This window comes from uncultured Muribaculum sp., from assembly GCF_910583865.1.
In the GTDB taxonomy this organism is placed as follows: Bacteria; Bacteroidota; Bacteroidia; order Bacteroidales; family Muribaculaceae; genus Muribaculum.
This window is the reverse complement of sequence record NZ_CAJTYX010000046.1, coordinates 1-19411: the sequence shown is the minus strand read 5'-3', so window position 1 is coordinate 19411 and position 19411 is coordinate 1. Positions and strand designations below refer to the sequence as shown.

The following is a 19411-nucleotide window of genomic DNA, read 5'->3' as shown; positions in this document are numbered from 1 at the left end:
GCGTTCGCATTATGCGTGGGGATCGGTAGTCGCAAAAAGTTCTGATAATGGCTCTCATCAACAAATATGTGGTCTATGCCCATCTGCTTGAAATCCACCATGTCATCCTTGGCCTCATCCATCTGATGCCGGATTGTCGCAATCTTTGCCGTCAGGTTCTCCTTACGCTTGATAAGACCTTTGAGCATACCCCTTGACACGTCCTTGCCCTGCTGCCGGACGACTTCGAGGTTCTCCTCCACCGAATCCAGCTCCGCCTGAAGTATCTCGGATTGAATTTCAGGGGACTGCGGTATCTTGCCGAACTGGTCGTGCGACATTATCACGCAGTCGTAGTCATTGTTCCTGATGTTATTGAAGAAATTCACACGGTTGGGCTTGGTGAAACTTTTTTCGTCGGCGAACAGTATCCGGGCGTTGGGATATGCCGCCTGATATGTGGCGGCTATCTCCGCGATGTTCGCTTTGAGACCTATAATCATCGGCTTATGGGCAAGGCCAAGACGGTGCATCTCATGTGCTGCTATGCACATTATCAAGGTTTTACCGCATCCGACCTCGAAATCGCATATTCCGCCGCCGTTTTGTTTGAGCATCCATATACAGTCCTTCTGCGACGGGTATATGGAGGTTATGCCGTACTGTTCACCGAGCATCTTCATGTCGAGGTCGGGAAATGTCTGGTGGGAGCCGTCATAATGGGGACGCACGAAACAGTTGAATTTCCTGTTATACAGGTCAGCCAGACGCTCCTTGAACTCCTGCGGCTGTGAGCCGAGCCAGTCTATGAATCCGCCGCGTATCTCGTCGATTTTCGTGTTGGCAAGCTGTATGGCCTGACTGTCCGGCACCTTTATGTCGTTGCCGTTCTCGTCCTTGCCGGCGGACTTCTTTATATCGGGCACAGTATTGTGCAGGGCGTGTTTCAACAGGTTCATGCCGTCGTATGTACGGTAATATCCACGGACGCAGAACTCCTCCCATATCTTCATGTTGCCCCGACGGTTGGTCGCCGAAAACTCGTCAAGCGACGGGGAGTAAGTCACGGTCACATCCGTTCCGTAGAGCTGGGACATATAATCGGAATATATCTGCGCGGGTATCCAACGCTCACCGAAATTGAAGTCCAGCTCGTCGAAGGTTATCCTGCGTGGTGTGGCCTCCTCCAGTGCCTTCAGCGACTCACGGGCCAAAGAAATATAAGGCTCGATGCCGTCATAACCGGGGAATCCCTTTATACGCTCCTCCTCCCTGTCAATCCAAGCCGAGACCTCCTCCGCCTTCCTCACCACGTTGCCCGCTATGAAGCGGTCGGCTACCTCGTACCCATCCACAAGGGGATTGTAATATATGTGCCCTTCGAGGCTGTCGAGCATCTCCTCCTCCTTCATGTCCACCAATGCGGCCATGTAGTCGGGCCGTATCTCCCCGAACTTGTTGAGCGATGCGGAAAGAGCCTCCATAGGAGTCTCGACGGATACAACCTCGTCAACCGCAAAGGCGACAGGGTGGTCGAAGATGTCGGCCTTGACAAACATTCCGTTTTCGCCTCGTTCCAATGCCAGCGCGTCACGCCCGTTGGCATCCATCATGATGAAGCGGATGTTGCTCTTTTCATTAAGGTGTCCGTATTTGTCCACAAATTCGTCATACAGTCTGTTCAGCCGACCACGTTCGACAGGGTTTGCCTCATGGGTGTCGGCCTCGAAATTGTAGAGGAACTGATAGGTCTCTGAAAGGGATATATACAGCATCGCCCGTCTTTCCTGTTCCGGTTTCAGTTTCAAGGGGGTGAATGTCGCGCCGTACTTGGTGACCTGCGAGAGAACACCCACCTGCCCGTCGGATACGACAAGGGAGCCGTTCTTGTGGTAACGCAGCAAGGATTCTTCCGACAAATGGCGCGGCTCCATGCTCCTGTCGGGAAGGGGTATCGCCTCTGCCTTTGTCGGCCGGTTGCGCTGCCCCGGTATGAAATATCCCTCGGTCTTTTCTATATATGTGTCTCCGTCTGGTATGCCCGCTGCCTTTGCCGCCTCCTCCGACATCCGTTGTGCCTCCAGCCTTTCACGCTCTGCGAGCTGCCGGTGGGCTATCGACATCATGGCCTCGTAGAAACCGTTTATCGGAGGGTTGTCATCCCAGTTGAGCGCGCCGTAGAATTTCAGTTCCTCCTCCGAAAGCTGCCTCAGTTTGACATTCGGAGGGAGCGGTTTCTCCTCCTTGGGCTTGTGGGTTTCGGCCTCACTTCCGTCTTTGGGCTTTGGGGGCACCCTGCGCGGATGCCGTGGCGAGTCCCTCGGCTCCAGCTCTCCGAAAAGGTTGTAGGCATACAGCCGGGGGTCGGGATTGTCGTCGTATTGGAAGGGGGTGTCAGAAGTCCCGGACACCCCGGAGGTCTCAATCTCCTGTCCGATGTCGGCTGGCCGGGTCTCAGTGTCGGCTGTCGGCTGCCGTTCTTCCGTTGCCGCAGGGACGGCCTTTTGCGGTTTCTCCCGTTCCTTTACGGATGTTTCAGACTGTCGAGGCTGCTCTTCACCTGTTTTCCGTTTTGTCGTCTTCTCCTTTTTAGGCTGTTCGAGCTGCTCACAGATAGCCACCCTTTTGCCGGCCCTGACCAGCTTGGGGAGATATGTGTCGAGGGCGTGATGCGGAAATCCCGACAGCTCAATCCTGCCGTTGCGACCGTTGGCGCGGGTTGTAAGCGTTATGCCGAGAATTTCCGATGCCTCCTTAGCGTCGTCTCCGAACATCTCATAAAAGTCGCCGACCCTGAATATCAGTATCGCGTCGGGATGTTTCTTTTTCATCTCCTGATACTGCTGCAACAGCGGTTTCTCCTTTGGCACTTCCGTCCTTTCGGCGATATTCCGGTTTTCCTTCTCGGCGGTATCCTGTTTTTCGGCCGGGGTGTCGGGCGGAGTCAGTTTAGGTGAATAGCCGTTATAGCGGTCAACATCGAGACGAAGACGCATTGACACGTCGAGGGCTATGCGTAAATCGCGCGCTATGCCATCCACACCTTCATTGTGGGTGTAGATTATACCGGGTTTGCCGTACTGATCCGTCCCGATTTTTGCATCGGTGCAAATGACGTTTTGCGGAAACGCGGTGAAGAATTTGTTGCCGGAGACCTTCGTCCCGGAATCGACGACACTCTGGATGAAGAATTCCTCGTCTGCCGAAAGTGATTTTTTGCCGTCATGTTTCTGGAGGACTATCAGGTCACTCCCGGTCTCGGTCCCGGCGGTCTCGGTGAACGTGTTGTTGGGGAGGCGCAGCGCGGCAACAAGGTCGGCGCGCCTCACCAGCTCCATCCTGACAAACGGGGAGGCGGCGTTCATCACCCCCTGCGGGGCGATGAATGCCACGATACCACCTTCGCGCACGGAGTCGAGTGCCTTCAGGAAAAAATAATTGTGTATCGCCTTGGATGCCTGACGGTAGGCCGTATCCTTGCTTTTTGCATATAGAGGGTCTGCAACCGCGAAGTCCCCGAAAGGGATATTGGACGCGGCCACGTCGAAATAGCCCTCGAAGTCCTTCTCTATATTCTCGAAGCCTTCCGACCTTACGGTGGTCGAGGGATGCAGCGCGGAAAGTATCCGCCCTGTCAGCAGGTCTTTTTCAAACGACATCACTTCCATGCCGGCGTTTGTGGCCATGAAGGTGTCTATGAAGTCACCGCGCCCCGCACTCGGTTCAAGAAAACGCTTGGCAACGACCCCGGCGTCCTGCAAGGACTCCGCTATCGCGTCAATGACCGGCTGCGGGGTATAGAAAGCCGTCAGCACCGAGGCTTTGAGCGAGTCCATATACCCCTTGAACTCCCGGTCGTCCTTTGAATAGTCGTGTATGATCCTGCGCAGTTCCACTGTCGGGGTGAACAGTCCGAGGTCAGACTTGCTCCACTGCGCGGCATCCGCGATACTGTCGGCTGGATTGAGGATGCACTTCAGCCCCCCGAATCCGGCGTATTTCCTCAATATGCCGCACTCCTGTATGTCAGGCCCCCTGTGCTCGACACCGAGTCTGAACGCCAGACGTATGGCCTCGGTGTTGTCGCGCATGGTGTTCAAACGGTTATAGCTCATAGCCGTCGAGTATTTCCGTTATCGTGCCGAGAAGTTCGTCATGCAACGCCTGACGGTCATCCGGGTAGTTCCCGTTGACATTGTGGCGGTCGAGCACGGGCCTTACATCCCGGTGCCGCACCATATGCACCGCCGTCGGCTCCCATGTCTCAGGGGAGAGCCGTGTCCAGCAGTCTTCCTCTATGACCTCGTGCACCGCGTCATAGCGGGAGAAGAACAGCCCTTCAAGCAATGTCCGCATCGCCAATTCCTGGCATATATGCGGGGCGCGGCCGCTCAGGAAGTTTGTTATATATATGTCAAGTGCCGAATCGGCACGTTCCGATATGAATTTCTCGTTGTTGTACTTGTCGAAATGGTGGTCGGCAAGGTGTCGGCGCAGATATTGGACATAAAAGTCGAGCAGCGCGTAATCCTGTGCATCTTTCATCTCGCGTCATGGTTTTTCATTGTCCCGGCGGAATACCGGGGATGCCCCGTATCTTTTTCCGTCGGCCCGGACTGTCTTGCCGGGTAATAGTGGCAGACGGATAAATCCCCGTCTGCCACTTGTCTTATTACGGAGTCCCTGCCATAAGGCGGAATGTCCGTCTATTTGGCGAACAGCTCCGTCAGGTGGACTGCAACCAGCTTGTAGACCTTGCTCTCGTCAGCCGTCAGGTCGACGGGCAGAAGTCCGGTTACTGTAATCGCGTAGTGCGCGATACCGTCGGCTCCGGCTCTCCACATACCCTCGTTGCCGGTCACCTCGGTGTTCTCCGCATATTTACCCACCGACGGGTTATGGCGGAGAAGAGCGAGAGCATCCGCTATGTCTGCGGCTGCCGACGGCGGAAGGATGTTTGAGGCGGAGGGATACGATATAAGCCCCTTGTTGTAAAGCGACATGGCGGCTGCGACGGTGGCCGACGGGGATATTCCGAACCGGCTCTCCGCCGCATTCTGCAATTCGGGAAGTCCCCAAGGGGCATAGGACGGGGCATCGGCGGCTACCCCGGCGTCTTCGGGCTTGACCCCGATTGTGAATTCCGCGATTGCGTTGTCATGGAACGTCTCATATCCGGTCGGGAGGTGTCCGGCATCAGAGATTGCAGCCTCTATGTCCGCGCGTGTGATACGACGCAGCCACAGTCTCGAAGTCTTGGTGTTGCATCCGATATAGTTTTTCATGCTCTCGAACATGACCTCACCGAAAGCCGAGGGTTTCATGGCGTTGAAAACGATGTCGGACTCCTGCCACAGCCTTTTGATTACCGAAAGCTGGGCTGCATCGCGGGCTGTGCGCGAAGACTTGTCACCGCGTTTCTCACGAGGTCCGAAACGGTAGTTGGCGGCAAAGGTCTCGTCGGCGGTCATGTCGGATGACACGCTGAACTCAAATCGGGACTTGGGTTTCGCGGTTACGATGTTGCCCCCGGTCCATGACACCGAGATGTCGCCTTTCGAGTAGTACCCCTTGCGCTGGATGTTCACGCCGAGCGACTGGGCGATTGTCTTCGCCACCGCGCGGCTCTCTGTCAGTATGAATATTTTTGTCATTTATGTGTCTTTGTTTTAATTCTGAATTTATTTTTTACATCTTGCGGCCTTTGGACTGCTTTTTCTGCTTGCTGTCCTTGGGGGCTGTCTGACCCTTTTCAAGAGGCTCCTTTACGCCCTTGGTCGCCTCGTTGGTCTTGCCCTCGTTGTTGACCGCAGTCTGGACCCGGCTCTCGTTGGAGGGGGCGATTGTCTTTCCCTGCCGCGGGTCGTTGGGTATTGCCTCCGCCTTCTGCTTATCCGGGTTGTACCACAGGTACAGGGTGCAGGGATTGCCTTTTTTGTCGACGCGGTTTGTCAGCACCGCGACACCTCCGGACTCATAGTCCTTCTGCTGCTGTTCGGTGAGCGGTATGTGGTCCCACTGCGACAGGTGTTTCAGTGTGCCCTCCTTGGTCAGCCATGTGTTTGTCTTGACCTTGGGTGCGCCGTCCTGAGACTGCGACTGTTTCTGCTTTTTAGCTCCCTTGGGGACAAATTCCACGTCCCGGCGGTCCGCGCTGATCTGGAGGGTCACGGTGTATTCCTTGCCGTTCTTGCCTGAGATGCGTTTGGGCGGGAGGGCCTTTCCGCTCTTCAGTTCCTCGACCTCCTGGATCGTGAGCTTGGTCTGGCCTATGGTGTCGCGGACATACACATCCTTGACAGGCACCGATACAATCTCGTTGGTGTAGCGGTCGATGCTGACGAAGGAGGGAACTTTCTCGCCCGTGGTGCTGTCCACCAGATCGGCGATGCGGCCGAGGTTACCCGTGTTACGGAGGTTGGCCTTGTCCTCGTCGGTGAAGGTCATGCCCTTGAATTCCTCGTCAAGCCGTGGCTGTCTGCATATGAAATGCGGCACCACCTTGACGCTGCCGTCGGGGTCGGTCCTGAATGACAGTCGGGCCGCCAGCGTGTATTTCTCTCCGAACAGCGTCGGAGTGACGTTCACGAGTCCCGATTTGCGGTTGTAGAGCATCTCGCGCAGGTCTCCGGACTCGTCGAGGGATTTGCGGTCGATGCCCCAGCGTGTGCCGAGTTCCTCCCAGTCCACCTTGTCGGGGTCAATGGCCTTGTAGCGGCTCTCCTTTTTGCTCTCCTCCTGTGAGGGAAGTTCGACCTTTGCCGGGGCGAGGAGGTCTTTGTTGGCTTCGGGGTCTTTGAGCATCTCTGCCATGACGGGACCCACCTTGTCGAATGTTTCGGCGTCGGCCTTGAAAAATCCGAACAGCGAGGGGTTCTTGCACTGCCGCATGAAGTTGGACAGGAAAGCCTCTATCGGGTTCTGGCGAATGTTGAATTTCACAAGGTCTCCGAGTGAGGCGGTCTTGGCATCCTTCATTATAGGTGTGCCGTCCTCGTTGAGTCCCGCGACCGCTCCGGTCTGGCCTGTCTCGTTGTTGCGGGCTATGAGCACCTGTTCTTTGTCGGGTGTCTGGTCTTGTGCCATTTTATCTATGTTGCTATGTGGACGGTCTCTTGCCGTTTTCCGGCCGCGACGCAGCCGCGGGTGTCGTCACCCAGTATGTATCCGAGCACGTCGGGGGTCAGGTAATGTATGGGACCGCCGGGTGTCTTGCGGATATAGGGGAGTGTGCCGTCTTTCCTTAGATTGTACTGCTGCCGCTCGCTTATCCCGAACTTCCGTTCCACCTCCTTGGGGGTCAGCAGCCGTGGCATCTGGAATTCGGTGCCGTTGAGACGGCTGTCTATGCTGTCGAGCCTCTCAATCACTGTCCTGAGGAGACCCATAAGGGCTGTGGTGTCGGTTGTCATGGGCGTGGCGGTGTTTTTATGCGGCGTTTTTCGAGTATCGCCATTATTGTCTTGCGGCTGAAGTCAATCCCGTATGTGGATATTGCGTCGGTGACGTCTCCGAGCCTGAACTGGCTCGTGCCCCCATCCCCTACATCGGTAAGGCTGTATTTCTTGATATAGCGGTAGGCGGTCCTCTCGCATACCATCCAGATCAGCTGGAGTTCCTTGCAGGTGACAAGGTAGTTCCTCTCCACGTCGTCAAGATAGTAGTCCTCATACTGCGGTCTCCCTTTTGTTTTTATCGGTGCTGCGTCCGGACCATCCACAAACGCCAGCACCTTTTGCATTATGCCGTGCATCTCATCCATGCGGATTCGCATAGCACTTATTTCGCTGCAATAATCTATGGCTGTTTCGCTCATTGTTAGTGAATAAATGTTACGGAGCCCAATCATGGATTTACGCTCCTGTTTTTATGTTTCGGTTTTCTCTTGTTTCCGGGTGGAATAGGGACTGTTCCTTTTTTCGGATGCCCCTGTCACCGGGGAGGGGGTCTTGTCTGTCGTATCTTCATTTTCTTGTTTTTTGGTTTTGGGCGATTTTCAGAATTAAAACATCGACACTGTGATGTTTTCTCTGACAGGCTACTGACAGAGTTATGACAGCTTTCTGACTTTTTACATGATGATTGTAATGTGACCTTATTTATCGTTTATTATCCTGCGCATAGTCAAGGTATCCGACCGCGTTTCCGGTCGTGAGACGCAGTTCCGCCCATTTCCTCAGTTCGGAGATGCGGAAGTGGAGACGGTGCCCGAATTTGTGGAATGGGATGTTGCCGGCAGACGTTTCCTTGTATAGCTGGCCCTTGGCAATACGGTAGCCGTTGGAATTCAGAAACTCCAACGCACCGTCTATGTCCACCGATTCCTGCTCCCTCTTGGGTTGTGATGCTGCGAGTATTTTATCAAGGCTCTCGCTGACCGCGTTGTTGATTAGCTCCCTCAAATTATCAAAGGGGATAATGACTATGTTGTTATCCATCTAATAAAAACCGCAAGGTATAGGGTTTACATACCCATGCAATATGTAAAATCGCCGTAACACGGCTAAATGTTCATTTTTTTCTCCGTTAATATTTAATCCGCGACCCGCGGAGGCTTTGCGGCAGTCGGATGTATAACAATATCAAAAAGGATTTTGATTTTCACAAATAGCGGATTGTCAGTATATTGTCATAACAATGTCGCCAACGTGACAAGACTTTTTCCAAATCTGAGTATAATACATTCAATATATAATGTATTGATGTCTGAAAACAATTAAAACCTGTTTTTACGGAGTCTTGTCCCCGAACATCCACAATGGCCTCAATACGGGCATGAAAAAAGCCGACACTCGGCTGTGTCGGCTTTACTGATGTCGAATCAATCACTGCGCCATTTCAAGCTCCGGGAGACTGTTAATGGCTTTGTGCTTCAACTCGTCAACGACGTGGAGGTATTTCTCCGTCATCTCGATGCTGGCGTGTCCCATAAGTGCCTGCACCGTCTTTATGTTGGCTCCGCCGTTAAGCACGTTCACCGCGAAACTGTGGCGGGCACAGTGCCATGTGATATGCTTGGGGATGCCGGCCTTTGCCACCCATTTTCCGATATGATAGTTGCAGGACCACGAACTCGGAAGGGTGAATATCGTCTGCGACAGGGCTTCCCCGGTCGGGGGTGGACCGATGAGTTTAAGTATCATCGGACTCAGCGGGGTCACTACGCCGCTGTTCTTGCTGCGTCCCGCAATCTTGCTCTGCTCGAATTTCAATACCCCCGTGGCAAAGTCCACATTGGAGTATTTCAGTTTACGCACGTCGCACCAGCGTATGCCTGTATAAAGGCTGAACAGGAACGCTCTCCTTATGTCCGGCTCTCCCCCCTCGTAAGGGGTAATGGCGAGAGTTTTCACCTCGTCAAGAGTAAGTATAGACTTCCTAAGCGCGAGACGGTCCATGCGCATGACTATCCCCTTGGCAGGGTTTTTCTTCATCAGGCCCTCCTCCACGGCGCAGGCTATCACCTTTTTGAACATTCCGAGGCAGTGCGACGCCCCGTAGCCGACCGACACTTTCTTCAGGTGGTCTGCATATCCCGACACCATTTCCGTGGTGAGGAGGTCCATTCTGAGAAACTCGGTGTAGCGTCGGTATTTCTGAATACCGGAAAGGAAGTCTATGAAACGCCGGTAGGCGGTGCCGAGGGCGACCCTCGTAGGCGTGGCATAGATTTCGTCGTCGCGATGTTTGCGGAAGTAGCGGAGAAAGTCAGTCTCCTTCTCTTTCTTAAGGCGGTATCCTTCGCGGTCTTCGAGAAATTCCTGCTCACGCTCAAAGCGTATCTTCTCGGCGAGGGTGAGAGTGTTCTTGTTCTGGGTTCGCTCTGCCTGTGTCCGGGGGTTCAGTATGAGGTAGAGGTTCAGGTTCTCGCGTTTGCGGTTGTGTTTGATTTTGTATTTCGGCTTTCCCGCCATAGCCCCCTCCGTATATATGACGTGGTTGCCCTCGTCATCAAGCACGGGGGTCTCGGTGCGTCCGAGATAGTATTCCAGCGCGAGACTGGCACGGCCGTCTTTCAACACGGTCTGCACCAGCTTTGGATTTTGTTTGTTCTTGTTTTCAACTTTCGCCATAGTCTTGCTATTCTTGTTTTTGGCGCAAAGATAGCGCGGTTTGGTAATCGTTGAAAATCGCCCTCAACACATATTAACAACTGAATCGTACAAATTGTGTACTGAATGAGAAAAAAGCCGCAAATCACCGCATATCATCAGTAGTTCAAAAAATATAATCCCCTCAAAATCAGACTATGAAAATTGGGGATAAATTCTTAATTTTCTATCCCAAGTTTACGGAAAATAAACCACTCCGATGTCTGTTTTTTGTGTTAAATTTGCACATATGGAATTAAAGCCGATGGAACAGAACGAGGAACTTAGGCGTGCATGGGAATTTGCTGAACGAACCCACACAAGCATTTTTCTTACCGGGAAAGCCGGTACCGGGAAAACCACTTTTCTACGCACTCTGCGCCGTAACAGCGCGAAGTCGATAGTGGTGGTAGCTCCTACAGGTGTCGCAGCTATAAATGCCGGAGGCGTTACCATACATTCATTTTTCCAATTGCCGTTATCCCCTTACATACCAGGTACCGATGTGCGCGACAAATTCAATTTCTCGAAAGAGAAGTTGCGCATAATACGCATGCTCGACCTTCTTGTAATCGATGAAATATCTATGGTGCGCAGCGACCTGCTCGATGCCATCGACAATGCACTGCGCAAATACCGACGCGACAACCGTCCGTTCGGCGGCGTACAACTGCTGATGATCGGTGACCTTCAGCAATTGTCGCCCATCATAACTTCCCGGGACGAGGAACTTCTTGCCCCACACTACCCCACTCCTTACTTCTTCGGAAGCCAGGCCTTGAAGCAGATTGATTATGTGACCATAGAGTTGACCAAAGTATATCGTCAGCAGAACGACACTTTTATAGACCTTCTCAACCACGTGCGCGAAGGTAAAATCGGGCCTGAGGACATACGCTTGTTGAATTCACGTTATGACCCTGATTTCACACCTCCATCGGGCACAAGTTACATCCGCCTTACCACCCACAACTCATTTGCCGACAGATATAACAGCGAACGTCTCGACAGGATAGAGGCTCCGGCGGTATCGTATAGCGCAGAAATCAAAGGCTCGTTTCCCGACACTTCCTTCCCGACCGCGCCGGAACTCACGCTAAAGATAGGCGCTCAGGTCATGTTCATGCGCAATGACCCCTCCCCGGCCCATCTCTACTACAACGGCAAAATCGGACATGTCTTTGCTATGGGAAAAGATACCGTGAAAGTGCTCTGTGACGATTCTGAAACTCCGATAGAAGTAACGCCCGCCGAGTGGGAGAACGCCCGCTATCGCATCGATGACACTACGGGCGAACTGGTGTCGGACGTGCAGGGCACATTCACACAGTTCCCGTTACGGCTTGCATGGGCCATTACAATTCATAAAAGCCAGGGATTGACATTCGAGCACGCCGTAATCGACGCCGGGGCATCGTTCGCACCGGGACAAGTGTATGTGGCGCTCAGCCGGTGCAAGTCGCTCGAAGGAATGGTATTGTCTACCCCGGTGACGCCTGACGCCATCCTTACCGACCCGAGGGTAATGGAATATGTGGACAGGCAGCAGGAAGAGGCCCGTCGTAGCATCGAACGTCTGCCATTGATCAAAGAAGCATACTATCGACTGTTGGTCACCGAGCTGTTTTCATTCGGAGCAATATGCCAGGGAGAGGAAAGGCTGGCGCGGTTCGTCGGAGAGCATTGCCGGCGCACATATCCCCATATAGTGACGGCTCATCGCGATCTGGTCACAGACCAGCGTGTCAAGATACTCGAAGTCGCCGACAAGTGGCTACCGATATTGCGCAAGATGGGCGACGCTGAATTGCACTCCGACAGCACCCTCGAACGAGTGAAGCGCAGTTCAAGATATTTTCATGATACGATCTTGGAATTATTTGAACCGATGTTCGAGCACATAACCGATGTGGTGATTACAAACAAGACTTCCGCAACACGGTTCAAGGAACTTGTGACCGATCTTTTCCAGACTACCAAAGCACGTCTGCTATTGCTTGATGCCATAGGCCGTGATGGATTTACGATTCAGGGCTACCTCAACAGTAAGCAGAAAGCCATTGTGGAAGCCACACGTGACACGTCAAAGAAAATCACACGCAAAAAAGCATCACGTGTTGCAAAAACGGCAGTAATGCAGAGAACCACGGAAGCCACCTCCATCAACCGCAGGAATACGGAAGCGCCATCCATCGTCAAAGTGAAGAAAGAACGCCAAAAGAAGGAGAAAAAGGAATCGCCATGGGTTGAATCCCTGCGTATGTTCAGCGACGGTCTCACGCCCGCCACCATAGCCGAACGACGCGGATATGTGGAATCAACGGTCTGGGGGCATCTTGCTTACGCCATAAAGTATCGAAAACTTGACATCCACGATGTACTTGACGACAGCACCATAGACCGAGTGGCCAAGGTTTATGGTAGCTTCGACGTGTCACCGACACTCACCGAAGTACGGGAACGCCTCGGCAACAAGGTAGGATTCAATGAAATCAAGCTCGTGATAGAACACCTTAAGCTTGACTGATACGGCCAACCCATATCAACCCGGAAGAGCCGACAATAGCAATTCGGAGAGGGTCGGATGGGCAAATACTACACGGGAGCGCAGATCACCGGCGGTATACCCTGCTGACATGGCTACTGCAGCCTCCTGGACGATAGCGTCGGCGCCGGCGCCTATGGCGCAACAGCCCGCGATACGATGGGAATCCGCATCCAAGGCGACTTTTACAAAACCTTCGGTACGACCCATAGAAGCAGCCATGCCGTTAGCTCCGTACATCGACTTGCCTACAATAAGCCTGCCGGGAGTTTCCGCTGAAACGATGCCCACTTGCGCGCATTCCGGAGATGTGAATACAACGGATGGTACATGGCTGATTGAATCACGCACCCCCATTGCCACCTCGGCCTGTGCGGTAGCCGCATGGGCAAGCATCAGTCTGCCGTTGCAGTCACCGACGGCATAGACTCCGGGCACGGAAGTCGCCATTGAATCATCCACGACGATACCCTTGTGTGACACATCCATGCCTATTGCCTCCGCTCCGTCAGGAATCACAGGCCGCCGTCCCGTAGCCATCAATACCATTGAAGCGGATACCGTGTGCTCACCGCGCCTGTCAGCATAACATATGTCGACATTATTCGAGATTCCTTGTGACAACGACATGACAGATGCACCGGTCAGAATATCTATCCCCCTGCGGGACAGCATGGAGCGCAGCCGTTTGGCCATTTCCCCGTCAAGTCCGGGAAGTATCTCACGACAATATTCTATCACCGTGACCTTACAGCCGAACGCATAGGCGATGCACGCGCATTCCATTCCTATTACTCCTCCGCCAATCACCACCATATCGGCCGGAAGCGTATCAAGCCGTAGGAAATCGTCGCTCGTCAATGCAAGATCGTTTCCGGGTAGACCGAGACGGGCCGGTGAAGATCCCGTGGCAATTATAATGCGTTTGTCGGCCTGCAACATCTCGTCGCCGACTTTCACAATATTCCTATTCAAAAGACTTGCTTCCCCCTTTAATAAGGAATCAGGTCCTAACGACAGTGCGGCTCCATGGCGCAAGGCCTCGATTACTTTATCCTTACGCATGGATGCCACCGAATAGTCGACACGCACGTCGCCATCGACCTCCACACCGAATTCCGATGCGGAAAATACGGTGGAAACAACAGATGCCGACTGCACAAGCGCTTTGGTTGGTATACAGCCTCGATTGAGACATGTGCCTCCGACTTCGTGGCGTTCAATCACGCAAACGGTCTCACCCAGTTGGCGCGCAATGGCGCAGGCCCTCATTCCGGCAGGGCCTGCGCCTATTATGATGTTATCGTATTTCTTGCATTCCATATGTCGTCAAATGTCGAAATATGTTACCTTGGGATGTAGCGCAGCCTCCGTATCATCAGCATGCGCCATAGGTGTCTCATAGGGGGCATCCTTAACAAACTGCGGACGCGCAGTCGCATCCTGTGCAATCTCGCGCATGGCCGCGATGAAACCGTCGATGGTCTCCGGACTTTCCGTCTCGGTAGGCTCGATCATGAGCGATTCGTGGAAAAGGAGCGGGAAATATATTGTAGGAGCATGATAGCCGTAGTCGAGCAGACGTTTTGCTACATGCAATGTCGTCACCCCGCAAGTCTTGTCACGCAGTCCGTCGAACACGAATTCATGCTTGCACACACCCTCGACAGGCAAAAGATAAAGATCACGAAGAGCCTCCTTTATATAATTGGCATTGAGGGTAGCCAACGGACCGACATTGGCCAGTCCATCACGTCCGAGCATAAGAAGATATGCAAGCGCGCGCTGGAGCACGGCAAAGTTGCCAAGCGTACCACTCACACGCCCGAGGGCTGTATGGCATTCGGTCACGGCAAAAGAGCCATCGTCTTTACGCACGACACGCGGATTAGGAAGAAGATGCTCCAGGCCAGCGCGCACACCTACCGGTCCTGCTCCAGGACCTCCCCCACCATGTGGAGTGGAGAAACTCTTATGGAGATTGACATGCATCACATCGAATCCCATGTCGCCCGGACGGGCTTTCCCTATAAGCGGATTGAGGTTGGCACCGTCATAATACAGCAGCGCACCGACTTCATGCACCATACGGGCTATTTCCGGTATATTGCGCTCGAATATTCCGAGTGTATTCGGATTTGTCATCATCATGGCCGCGACCGTATCGTCGAGCAACGGACGCAGGGCATCCACATCGACAGTGCCGTCAGGTAAGCTTTTCACCTCCACGACGGACAGACCTGCCACAGCGGCACTGGCCGGATTTGTACCATGAGCCGAGTCCGGCACTATGACCTTAGTCCGGCGCAGGTCGCCACGCTGCTCATGGTAGGCACGTATCACCATAAGTCCGGTGAGTTCGCCATGTGCTCCGGCATATGGATTCAAAGTAAACTCCGCCATGCCTCCGATTTCCGAAAGCATGCGTTGTAGCTGCCAATAGAGATGTAATGCTCCCTGAACGGTGCTGTCGGGCTGCATGGGGTGGAGCGAAGAGAATGCCGGATGTCCCGCCATCTCTTCGTTGATTTTCGGATTATACTTCATCGTGCATGAGCCGAGTGGATAGAATCCGGTATCGACACCGAAATTATTAGTGCTCATGTTGGTATAATGGCGAACTACCGTCGGCTCGTCGACCTCCGGAAGCACGGGGACATCGTCACGTCGAAGTTCTGCCGGTATGGCATCAAGTCCTAAGGCTGCGGCATGAGGCGGCATGGAGAACCCTCTCCTACCTTTCTTTGATAATTCAAATACGAGAGTACCGTACAATTTTCTATTCATGATCCAATACGGTTATAATGAATCTATAATATCGACCAAAGACTGCATTTCTGCCTTGGTGCGCATCTCCGTGACAGCAATCAACAGATGGTTGTCATCGACTTTCACCCCGGGAAGTATTCCGTTCTCGACACAACGTGATATGATCGTATCGACCGGCATGTCGGTCTCGATAAGGAACTCATTGAGCCACGGAGAGTCAGGAAACGCGGGGCGCACCTTGCCGGTGGCAACAAGCTTGTCGAAAAGCCATCGTGCGTTTGCCGAACATGCCTCATTAAGCTCCCGCATTCCTTCCGGCCCCATGAGCGAAAGGTAGACTGCCACGAAAAGCGCCATAAGACCTTGATTGGAACAGATATTGCTTGTCGCTTTCTCTCTGCGGATGTGCTGTTCACGAGCCTGAAGTGTGAGAACGAACACCCGTTGTCCGCGACCATCGACAGTAGCTCCGACAATGCGTCCGGGAAGTTTGCGCATGTAGGCTTTCTTGCAACAGAGAAATCCAAGATACGGTCCTCCGTAATTGAGTGGCATGCCCAGAGGTTGCGCATCTCCACACGCAATATCGGCCCCCCATTCTCCAGGAGCCTTTATCACTGCAAGAGATGACGGATTGGCATACATGGCCAGCAACGCCTTGGCGGCATGCACTTCCTCGGCGAGTCCGGTGAAGTCCTCCAATACGCCGAACCTGTTTGGAGTGGCAACCATCACACCAGCCACATCACCCCGGGCGAGCATCGAGGAAAGGATGATTCTGTCCGTAATTCCTGTGGGGGTGACAGGAATCTCATCGATTACCACACCGTGGTAATGGGCATATGTAGCCATTACGGCACGAACTTGAGGAAGAACGGTGGCACTCACAAGCACACGATTACGTTTTCGTGCGGAGGCGACCATCATCAGCATAGCCTCGGCGGCGGAGGTAGAACCATCGTACATTGATGCGTTACTCACTTCCATCCCGGTAAGAGAGGCCATCATGGTCTGATACTCGAATATGTACTGCAACGTGCCTTGTGATATCTCCGGCTGATAAGGAGTGTAGGCGGTAAGGAATTCCGATCTCGCCAACACAGAAGATACCACGGACGGAGTGTAGTGGTCATAATAACCGGCTCCGGCGAAGCATACAAGCCGGCGGTTCTGTGAACCGATTGCGGCGAAGAAATCACGTACCTCCTTTTCCGACATCGATACCGGCAGCTTATAGTCACGGCCCATAAGCAATTCCTCGGGCACATCGGCATAAAGGTCGTTGAGCGATTCCATGCCGCAACATGCGAGCATGCGCTCCACATCGTCGGACGTGTGAGGGAAATAATGATGTAAGGCCATAAATCCGTAGTTTAGCTTATCAAGTCACGATAGGCATCTTCATCAAGGAGGCCGTCAAGTTCTGACGGGTCGGAAAGTTCGACTTTTATGATCCAGGTGCCCATTGCATCCTTGTTAATCAGTCCCGGATTGTCGGCGAGATCCTCATTTATCTCAATCACCCTACCGCTTACGGGGGAAATCAGGTCGGAGGCGGCTTTTACACTCTCGACACCGCCGAAATCCTGCGATGCAACTACCTCGTCGTCAACCTCGGGGAGATCGACATAAACCACATTGCCTAACTGATGCTGCGCATAGTCAGTAATGCCGATTAATCCGACATTGCCATCAACCGTGATATACTCATGTGTTGGGGAATAATAAGTCTTGCTCATTGGTATTATAGTTAATGTTATTAATTTCTATTTCTTGTAATGCTTGTCGTAGAACCGCTTCTTTACCACGCGACCCGGGAATGTCTTACGACGTATCCGTATCCTGACGGGAGTATCAAGCCCGGCATAAGCAGACTCGATCAGAGCCATTGCCACCGATTTATCGACAGAGATAGCATGGTACCCTGTAGTGACATGACCAATCACATGGTCGGTGGTCGCATCAAGCACCTCATATCCATGGCGGGGTATGGCACGATCCGACAGCTCGATTCCGACAAGACGGCGAGCGGGGCCTTGCGACTTGACTTGCGCCACGGCATCACGTCCGATAAATCCACCTTCTTTGTCGATCTTGACAAAAGAACCGAGACCGGCTTCTATGGGAGATATGTCATCGGTAAGTTCATCACCATACAACGGCAATCCGACTTCGAAACGCAGTGTGTCGCGACATCCCAGACCACAAGGCATGCAGCGCCCTGACTCTATCAGTGCATCCCACATGGCGCATATGGCATCGTGCTGAGCATAGATTTCAAAACCATCCTCGCCGGTATATCCAGTGCGCGAGACTATAATGTCTGCATCGTTCCATCTGGCAAGTTTAAACGTGTAGAATGCAAGTTCCCGGCACGGGATTGAAAGTACCGTCTCCACGACCTGCTCCGCAAGCGGACCCTGAATGGCAAGTTCGCCAATGGAATCGCACATATCCTCGATTATGACATCATAATCGACGGCATGCTCCGAAATCCAACGCCGGTCTTTCTCAATATTGGCGGCATTGAATACAAGAAACAGCTCTGTGTCGGAGTGCTTATAGACGAGAAGATCGTCTACCACACCTCCACGTCCATTCAGCATCATGCCATAGAAGCATTTTCCCGTCTCTCCGGATGTGATGTCGTTGGTAAATAGGAAGTTCACGAATTTGAGGGCATCCGCGCCTTTTATCCACATCTCACCCATGTGGCTTACATCGAAAACTCCGCAGGCATTACGTACGGCATTATGCTCTTCGACGATTCCTGCATATTGTATCGGCATATCGAAGCCGCCGAACGGCGACATCAATGCCCCAAGGGCCACATGACGGGAATGCAGGCAGGTCGGTTTATTATCTTGTGATTCCATGATTAAAATTTAAGTATGAGTTATGGTTATTCAAACAGAAGATTGACAAAATCGAGATTGGTGAGCGACATGATTACATCCGATACATTGATACTCTTCTCCAAAAGCCTGTCTGATACAGCATCACGACAATAACGGCATCCTTTAAGCGGAGTCAGCAAAAAAGTATCAAGGTCGGCCAGCGGGAAATAGTCGCCAGAGAGTGTGATGTGCCCGATGATGTCAAGATTCACCGAAACGCAGACTCTGAACTCTCCTACTCCTTCAATGCGCCGATGCAAGGTGTGATTTTCCCTTATGCTGTCTCCATATATCCATGTCGGATGATAGTATGGTAAAGAAATACGATAGATTTCGGCTATGTCGCGATGATTTAATGCAAGTACGGAATTGCTACAGAAGGCATGTATGGCATGCTTCTTGAAGCGCTCAATATCAAGATCCGGCATATGCTCGCGCAACGTAGTTATGCGGCTTCTCACCGATGACACGCCACGGGCTTCAAGTTTTGAATCGGATGGAGATATGGCATTGAGCATATGCTCTAGGTTGGTGTCAAAGAGCATGGTGCCATGTATTATGCATCGTTTGGGAAGCATGTATACAGCATTGCCGGAGACCTTGCGCCCACAGACAAGAACATCGTTACGCCCTGAAGCACACGCATCGAACCCCAACGAACAAAGCATCTCCACCACAGAGTCTGTGTAATTCTTAAATAGCGCGGATGTGTCGGAAACTCGTGACATCACTACGCTGAACATTATATTGTCACCATCGGCATACACGCAGCCGCCACCGCTTTTCCGGCGGAAGAACTGTATGCCATGCCGCTTGCAATAATTCACATTGACTTCGGCTTCAATACGCTGGTTGCGACCGAAAATAACCGTAGGCCTAACCTGCCACATGAAGAACAAATCGTCATCATTTCCATATCTATCAGCAAGATATTCCTCCATTGCCAGATAAAAAGGCAACGTTCTTATAGTGGCTTCACATGGCAGCTGGGCGTATTTCATCGGAAAAGATTTGCGTGTCCTCCAAAATTAACAATTCTTCCCATAAGTACAAAAATAAATCGACAATTTATGGAACCTACTCTCAACTGGCAACTGCAAAATTAGCGATTAGCCGGAAGAAAACGTTTT

At 52.6% G+C, this 19411-nt stretch carries 15 protein-coding genes; 1 reads left to right on the top strand and 14 read right to left on the bottom strand.

Annotation, left to right across the window (positions count from 1 at the left end; genetic code table 11):
• The 8 genes from QZ303_RS09300 to QZ303_RS09265 form a co-directional block, all read right to left on the bottom strand.
• Positions 1–4094, bottom strand: a 4094-nt coding sequence (locus tag QZ303_RS09300) for an N-6 DNA methylase (protein ID WP_295732046.1), incomplete at its 3' end; no start/stop codon positions are given.
• Entirely contained in the window at positions 4084–4524 is a 441-nt protein-coding gene (locus tag QZ303_RS09295) for a DUF1896 family protein (RefSeq protein WP_295732043.1), read from the bottom strand. The genes QZ303_RS09300 and QZ303_RS09295, both read right to left, overlap by 11 nt.
• A gap of 161 nt (positions 4525–4685) precedes the next feature.
• Positions 4686–5633, bottom strand: a complete 948-nt coding sequence (locus QZ303_RS09290) for a DNA topoisomerase (RefSeq protein ID WP_295732040.1) — start codon at positions 5631–5633, stop codon at positions 4686–4688.
• A gap of 34 nt (positions 5634–5667) precedes the next feature.
• Positions 5668–7065: a DUF4099 domain-containing protein gene (locus tag QZ303_RS09285; RefSeq protein WP_295732037.1), complete on the bottom strand. Its 1398-nt coding sequence runs from the start codon at positions 7063–7065 to the stop codon at positions 5668–5670.
• 5 nt (positions 7066–7070) lie between these two features.
• Positions 7071–7391: a hypothetical protein gene (locus QZ303_RS09280; RefSeq protein ID WP_295732034.1), complete on the bottom strand. Its 321-nt coding sequence runs from the start codon at positions 7389–7391 to the stop codon at positions 7071–7073.
• The gene (locus QZ303_RS09275; RefSeq protein WP_295732031.1) at positions 7388–7795 is read right to left on the bottom strand and encodes a hypothetical protein; all 408 of its coding nucleotides are present in this window, start codon (positions 7793–7795) and stop codon (positions 7388–7390) included. The genes QZ303_RS09280 and QZ303_RS09275 overlap by 4 nt, the downstream gene beginning before the upstream one ends.
• A 283-nt stretch (positions 7796–8078) precedes the next feature.
• Positions 8079–8417: a hypothetical protein gene (locus QZ303_RS09270; protein WP_295732028.1), complete on the bottom strand. Its 339-nt coding sequence runs from the start codon at positions 8415–8417 to the stop codon at positions 8079–8081.
• A gap of 387 nt (positions 8418–8804) precedes the next feature.
• Positions 8805–10052 carry a site-specific integrase gene (locus QZ303_RS09265; protein WP_295732025.1) on the bottom strand — a complete coding sequence of 416 codons (1248 nt, stop codon included), beginning with the start codon at positions 10050–10052 and terminating at the stop codon, positions 8805–8807.
• A gap of 268 nt (positions 10053–10320) precedes the next feature.
• Here QZ303_RS09265 and QZ303_RS09260 point away from each other — a divergent pair, with 268 nt between their 5' ends.
• The gene (locus QZ303_RS09260) at positions 10321–12597 is read left to right on the top strand and encodes a helix-turn-helix domain-containing protein (protein WP_295732022.1); all 2277 of its coding nucleotides are present in this window, start codon (positions 10321–10323) and stop codon (positions 12595–12597) included.
• Positions 12598–12612: 15 nt separating this feature from the next.
• Here QZ303_RS09260 and QZ303_RS09255 read toward each other — a convergent pair whose 3' ends face one another.
• From QZ303_RS09255 to QZ303_RS09230, 6 genes are read right to left on the bottom strand one after another with little or no spacing between them, the layout of a single operon-like run.
• On the bottom strand, positions 12613–13938 hold the full coding sequence (locus QZ303_RS09255; protein ID WP_295732019.1) for an NAD(P)/FAD-dependent oxidoreductase: 1326 nt from the start codon (positions 13936–13938) through the stop codon (positions 12613–12615).
• A 6-nt stretch (positions 13939–13944) separates the two neighbouring features.
• Positions 13945–15402: an aminomethyl-transferring glycine dehydrogenase subunit GcvPB gene (gene gcvPB / locus QZ303_RS09250; RefSeq protein WP_295732016.1), complete on the bottom strand. Its 1458-nt coding sequence runs from the start codon at positions 15400–15402 to the stop codon at positions 13945–13947.
• A 12-nt stretch (positions 15403–15414) separates the two neighbouring features.
• Positions 15415–16746: an aminomethyl-transferring glycine dehydrogenase subunit GcvPA gene (gcvPA, locus tag QZ303_RS09245; RefSeq protein ID WP_295732013.1), complete on the bottom strand. Its 1332-nt coding sequence runs from the start codon at positions 16744–16746 to the stop codon at positions 15415–15417.
• An 11-nt stretch (positions 16747–16757) separates the two neighbouring features.
• Positions 16758–17123, bottom strand: a complete 366-nt coding sequence (gene gcvH / locus QZ303_RS09240) for a glycine cleavage system protein GcvH (RefSeq protein WP_295732010.1) — start codon at positions 17121–17123, stop codon at positions 16758–16760.
• A gap of 27 nt (positions 17124–17150) precedes the next feature.
• Positions 17151–18260 carry a glycine cleavage system aminomethyltransferase GcvT gene (gene gcvT / locus QZ303_RS09235; RefSeq protein ID WP_295732007.1) on the bottom strand — a complete coding sequence of 370 codons (1110 nt, stop codon included), beginning with the start codon at positions 18258–18260 and terminating at the stop codon, positions 17151–17153.
• Between the two features lie 26 nt (positions 18261–18286).
• A complete protein-coding gene (locus tag QZ303_RS09230; RefSeq protein ID WP_295732004.1) occupies positions 18287–19282 on the bottom strand; it encodes a lipoate protein ligase C-terminal domain-containing protein in 996 nt (331 codons plus the stop codon).
• Positions 19283–19411: the final 129 nt, after the last annotated feature.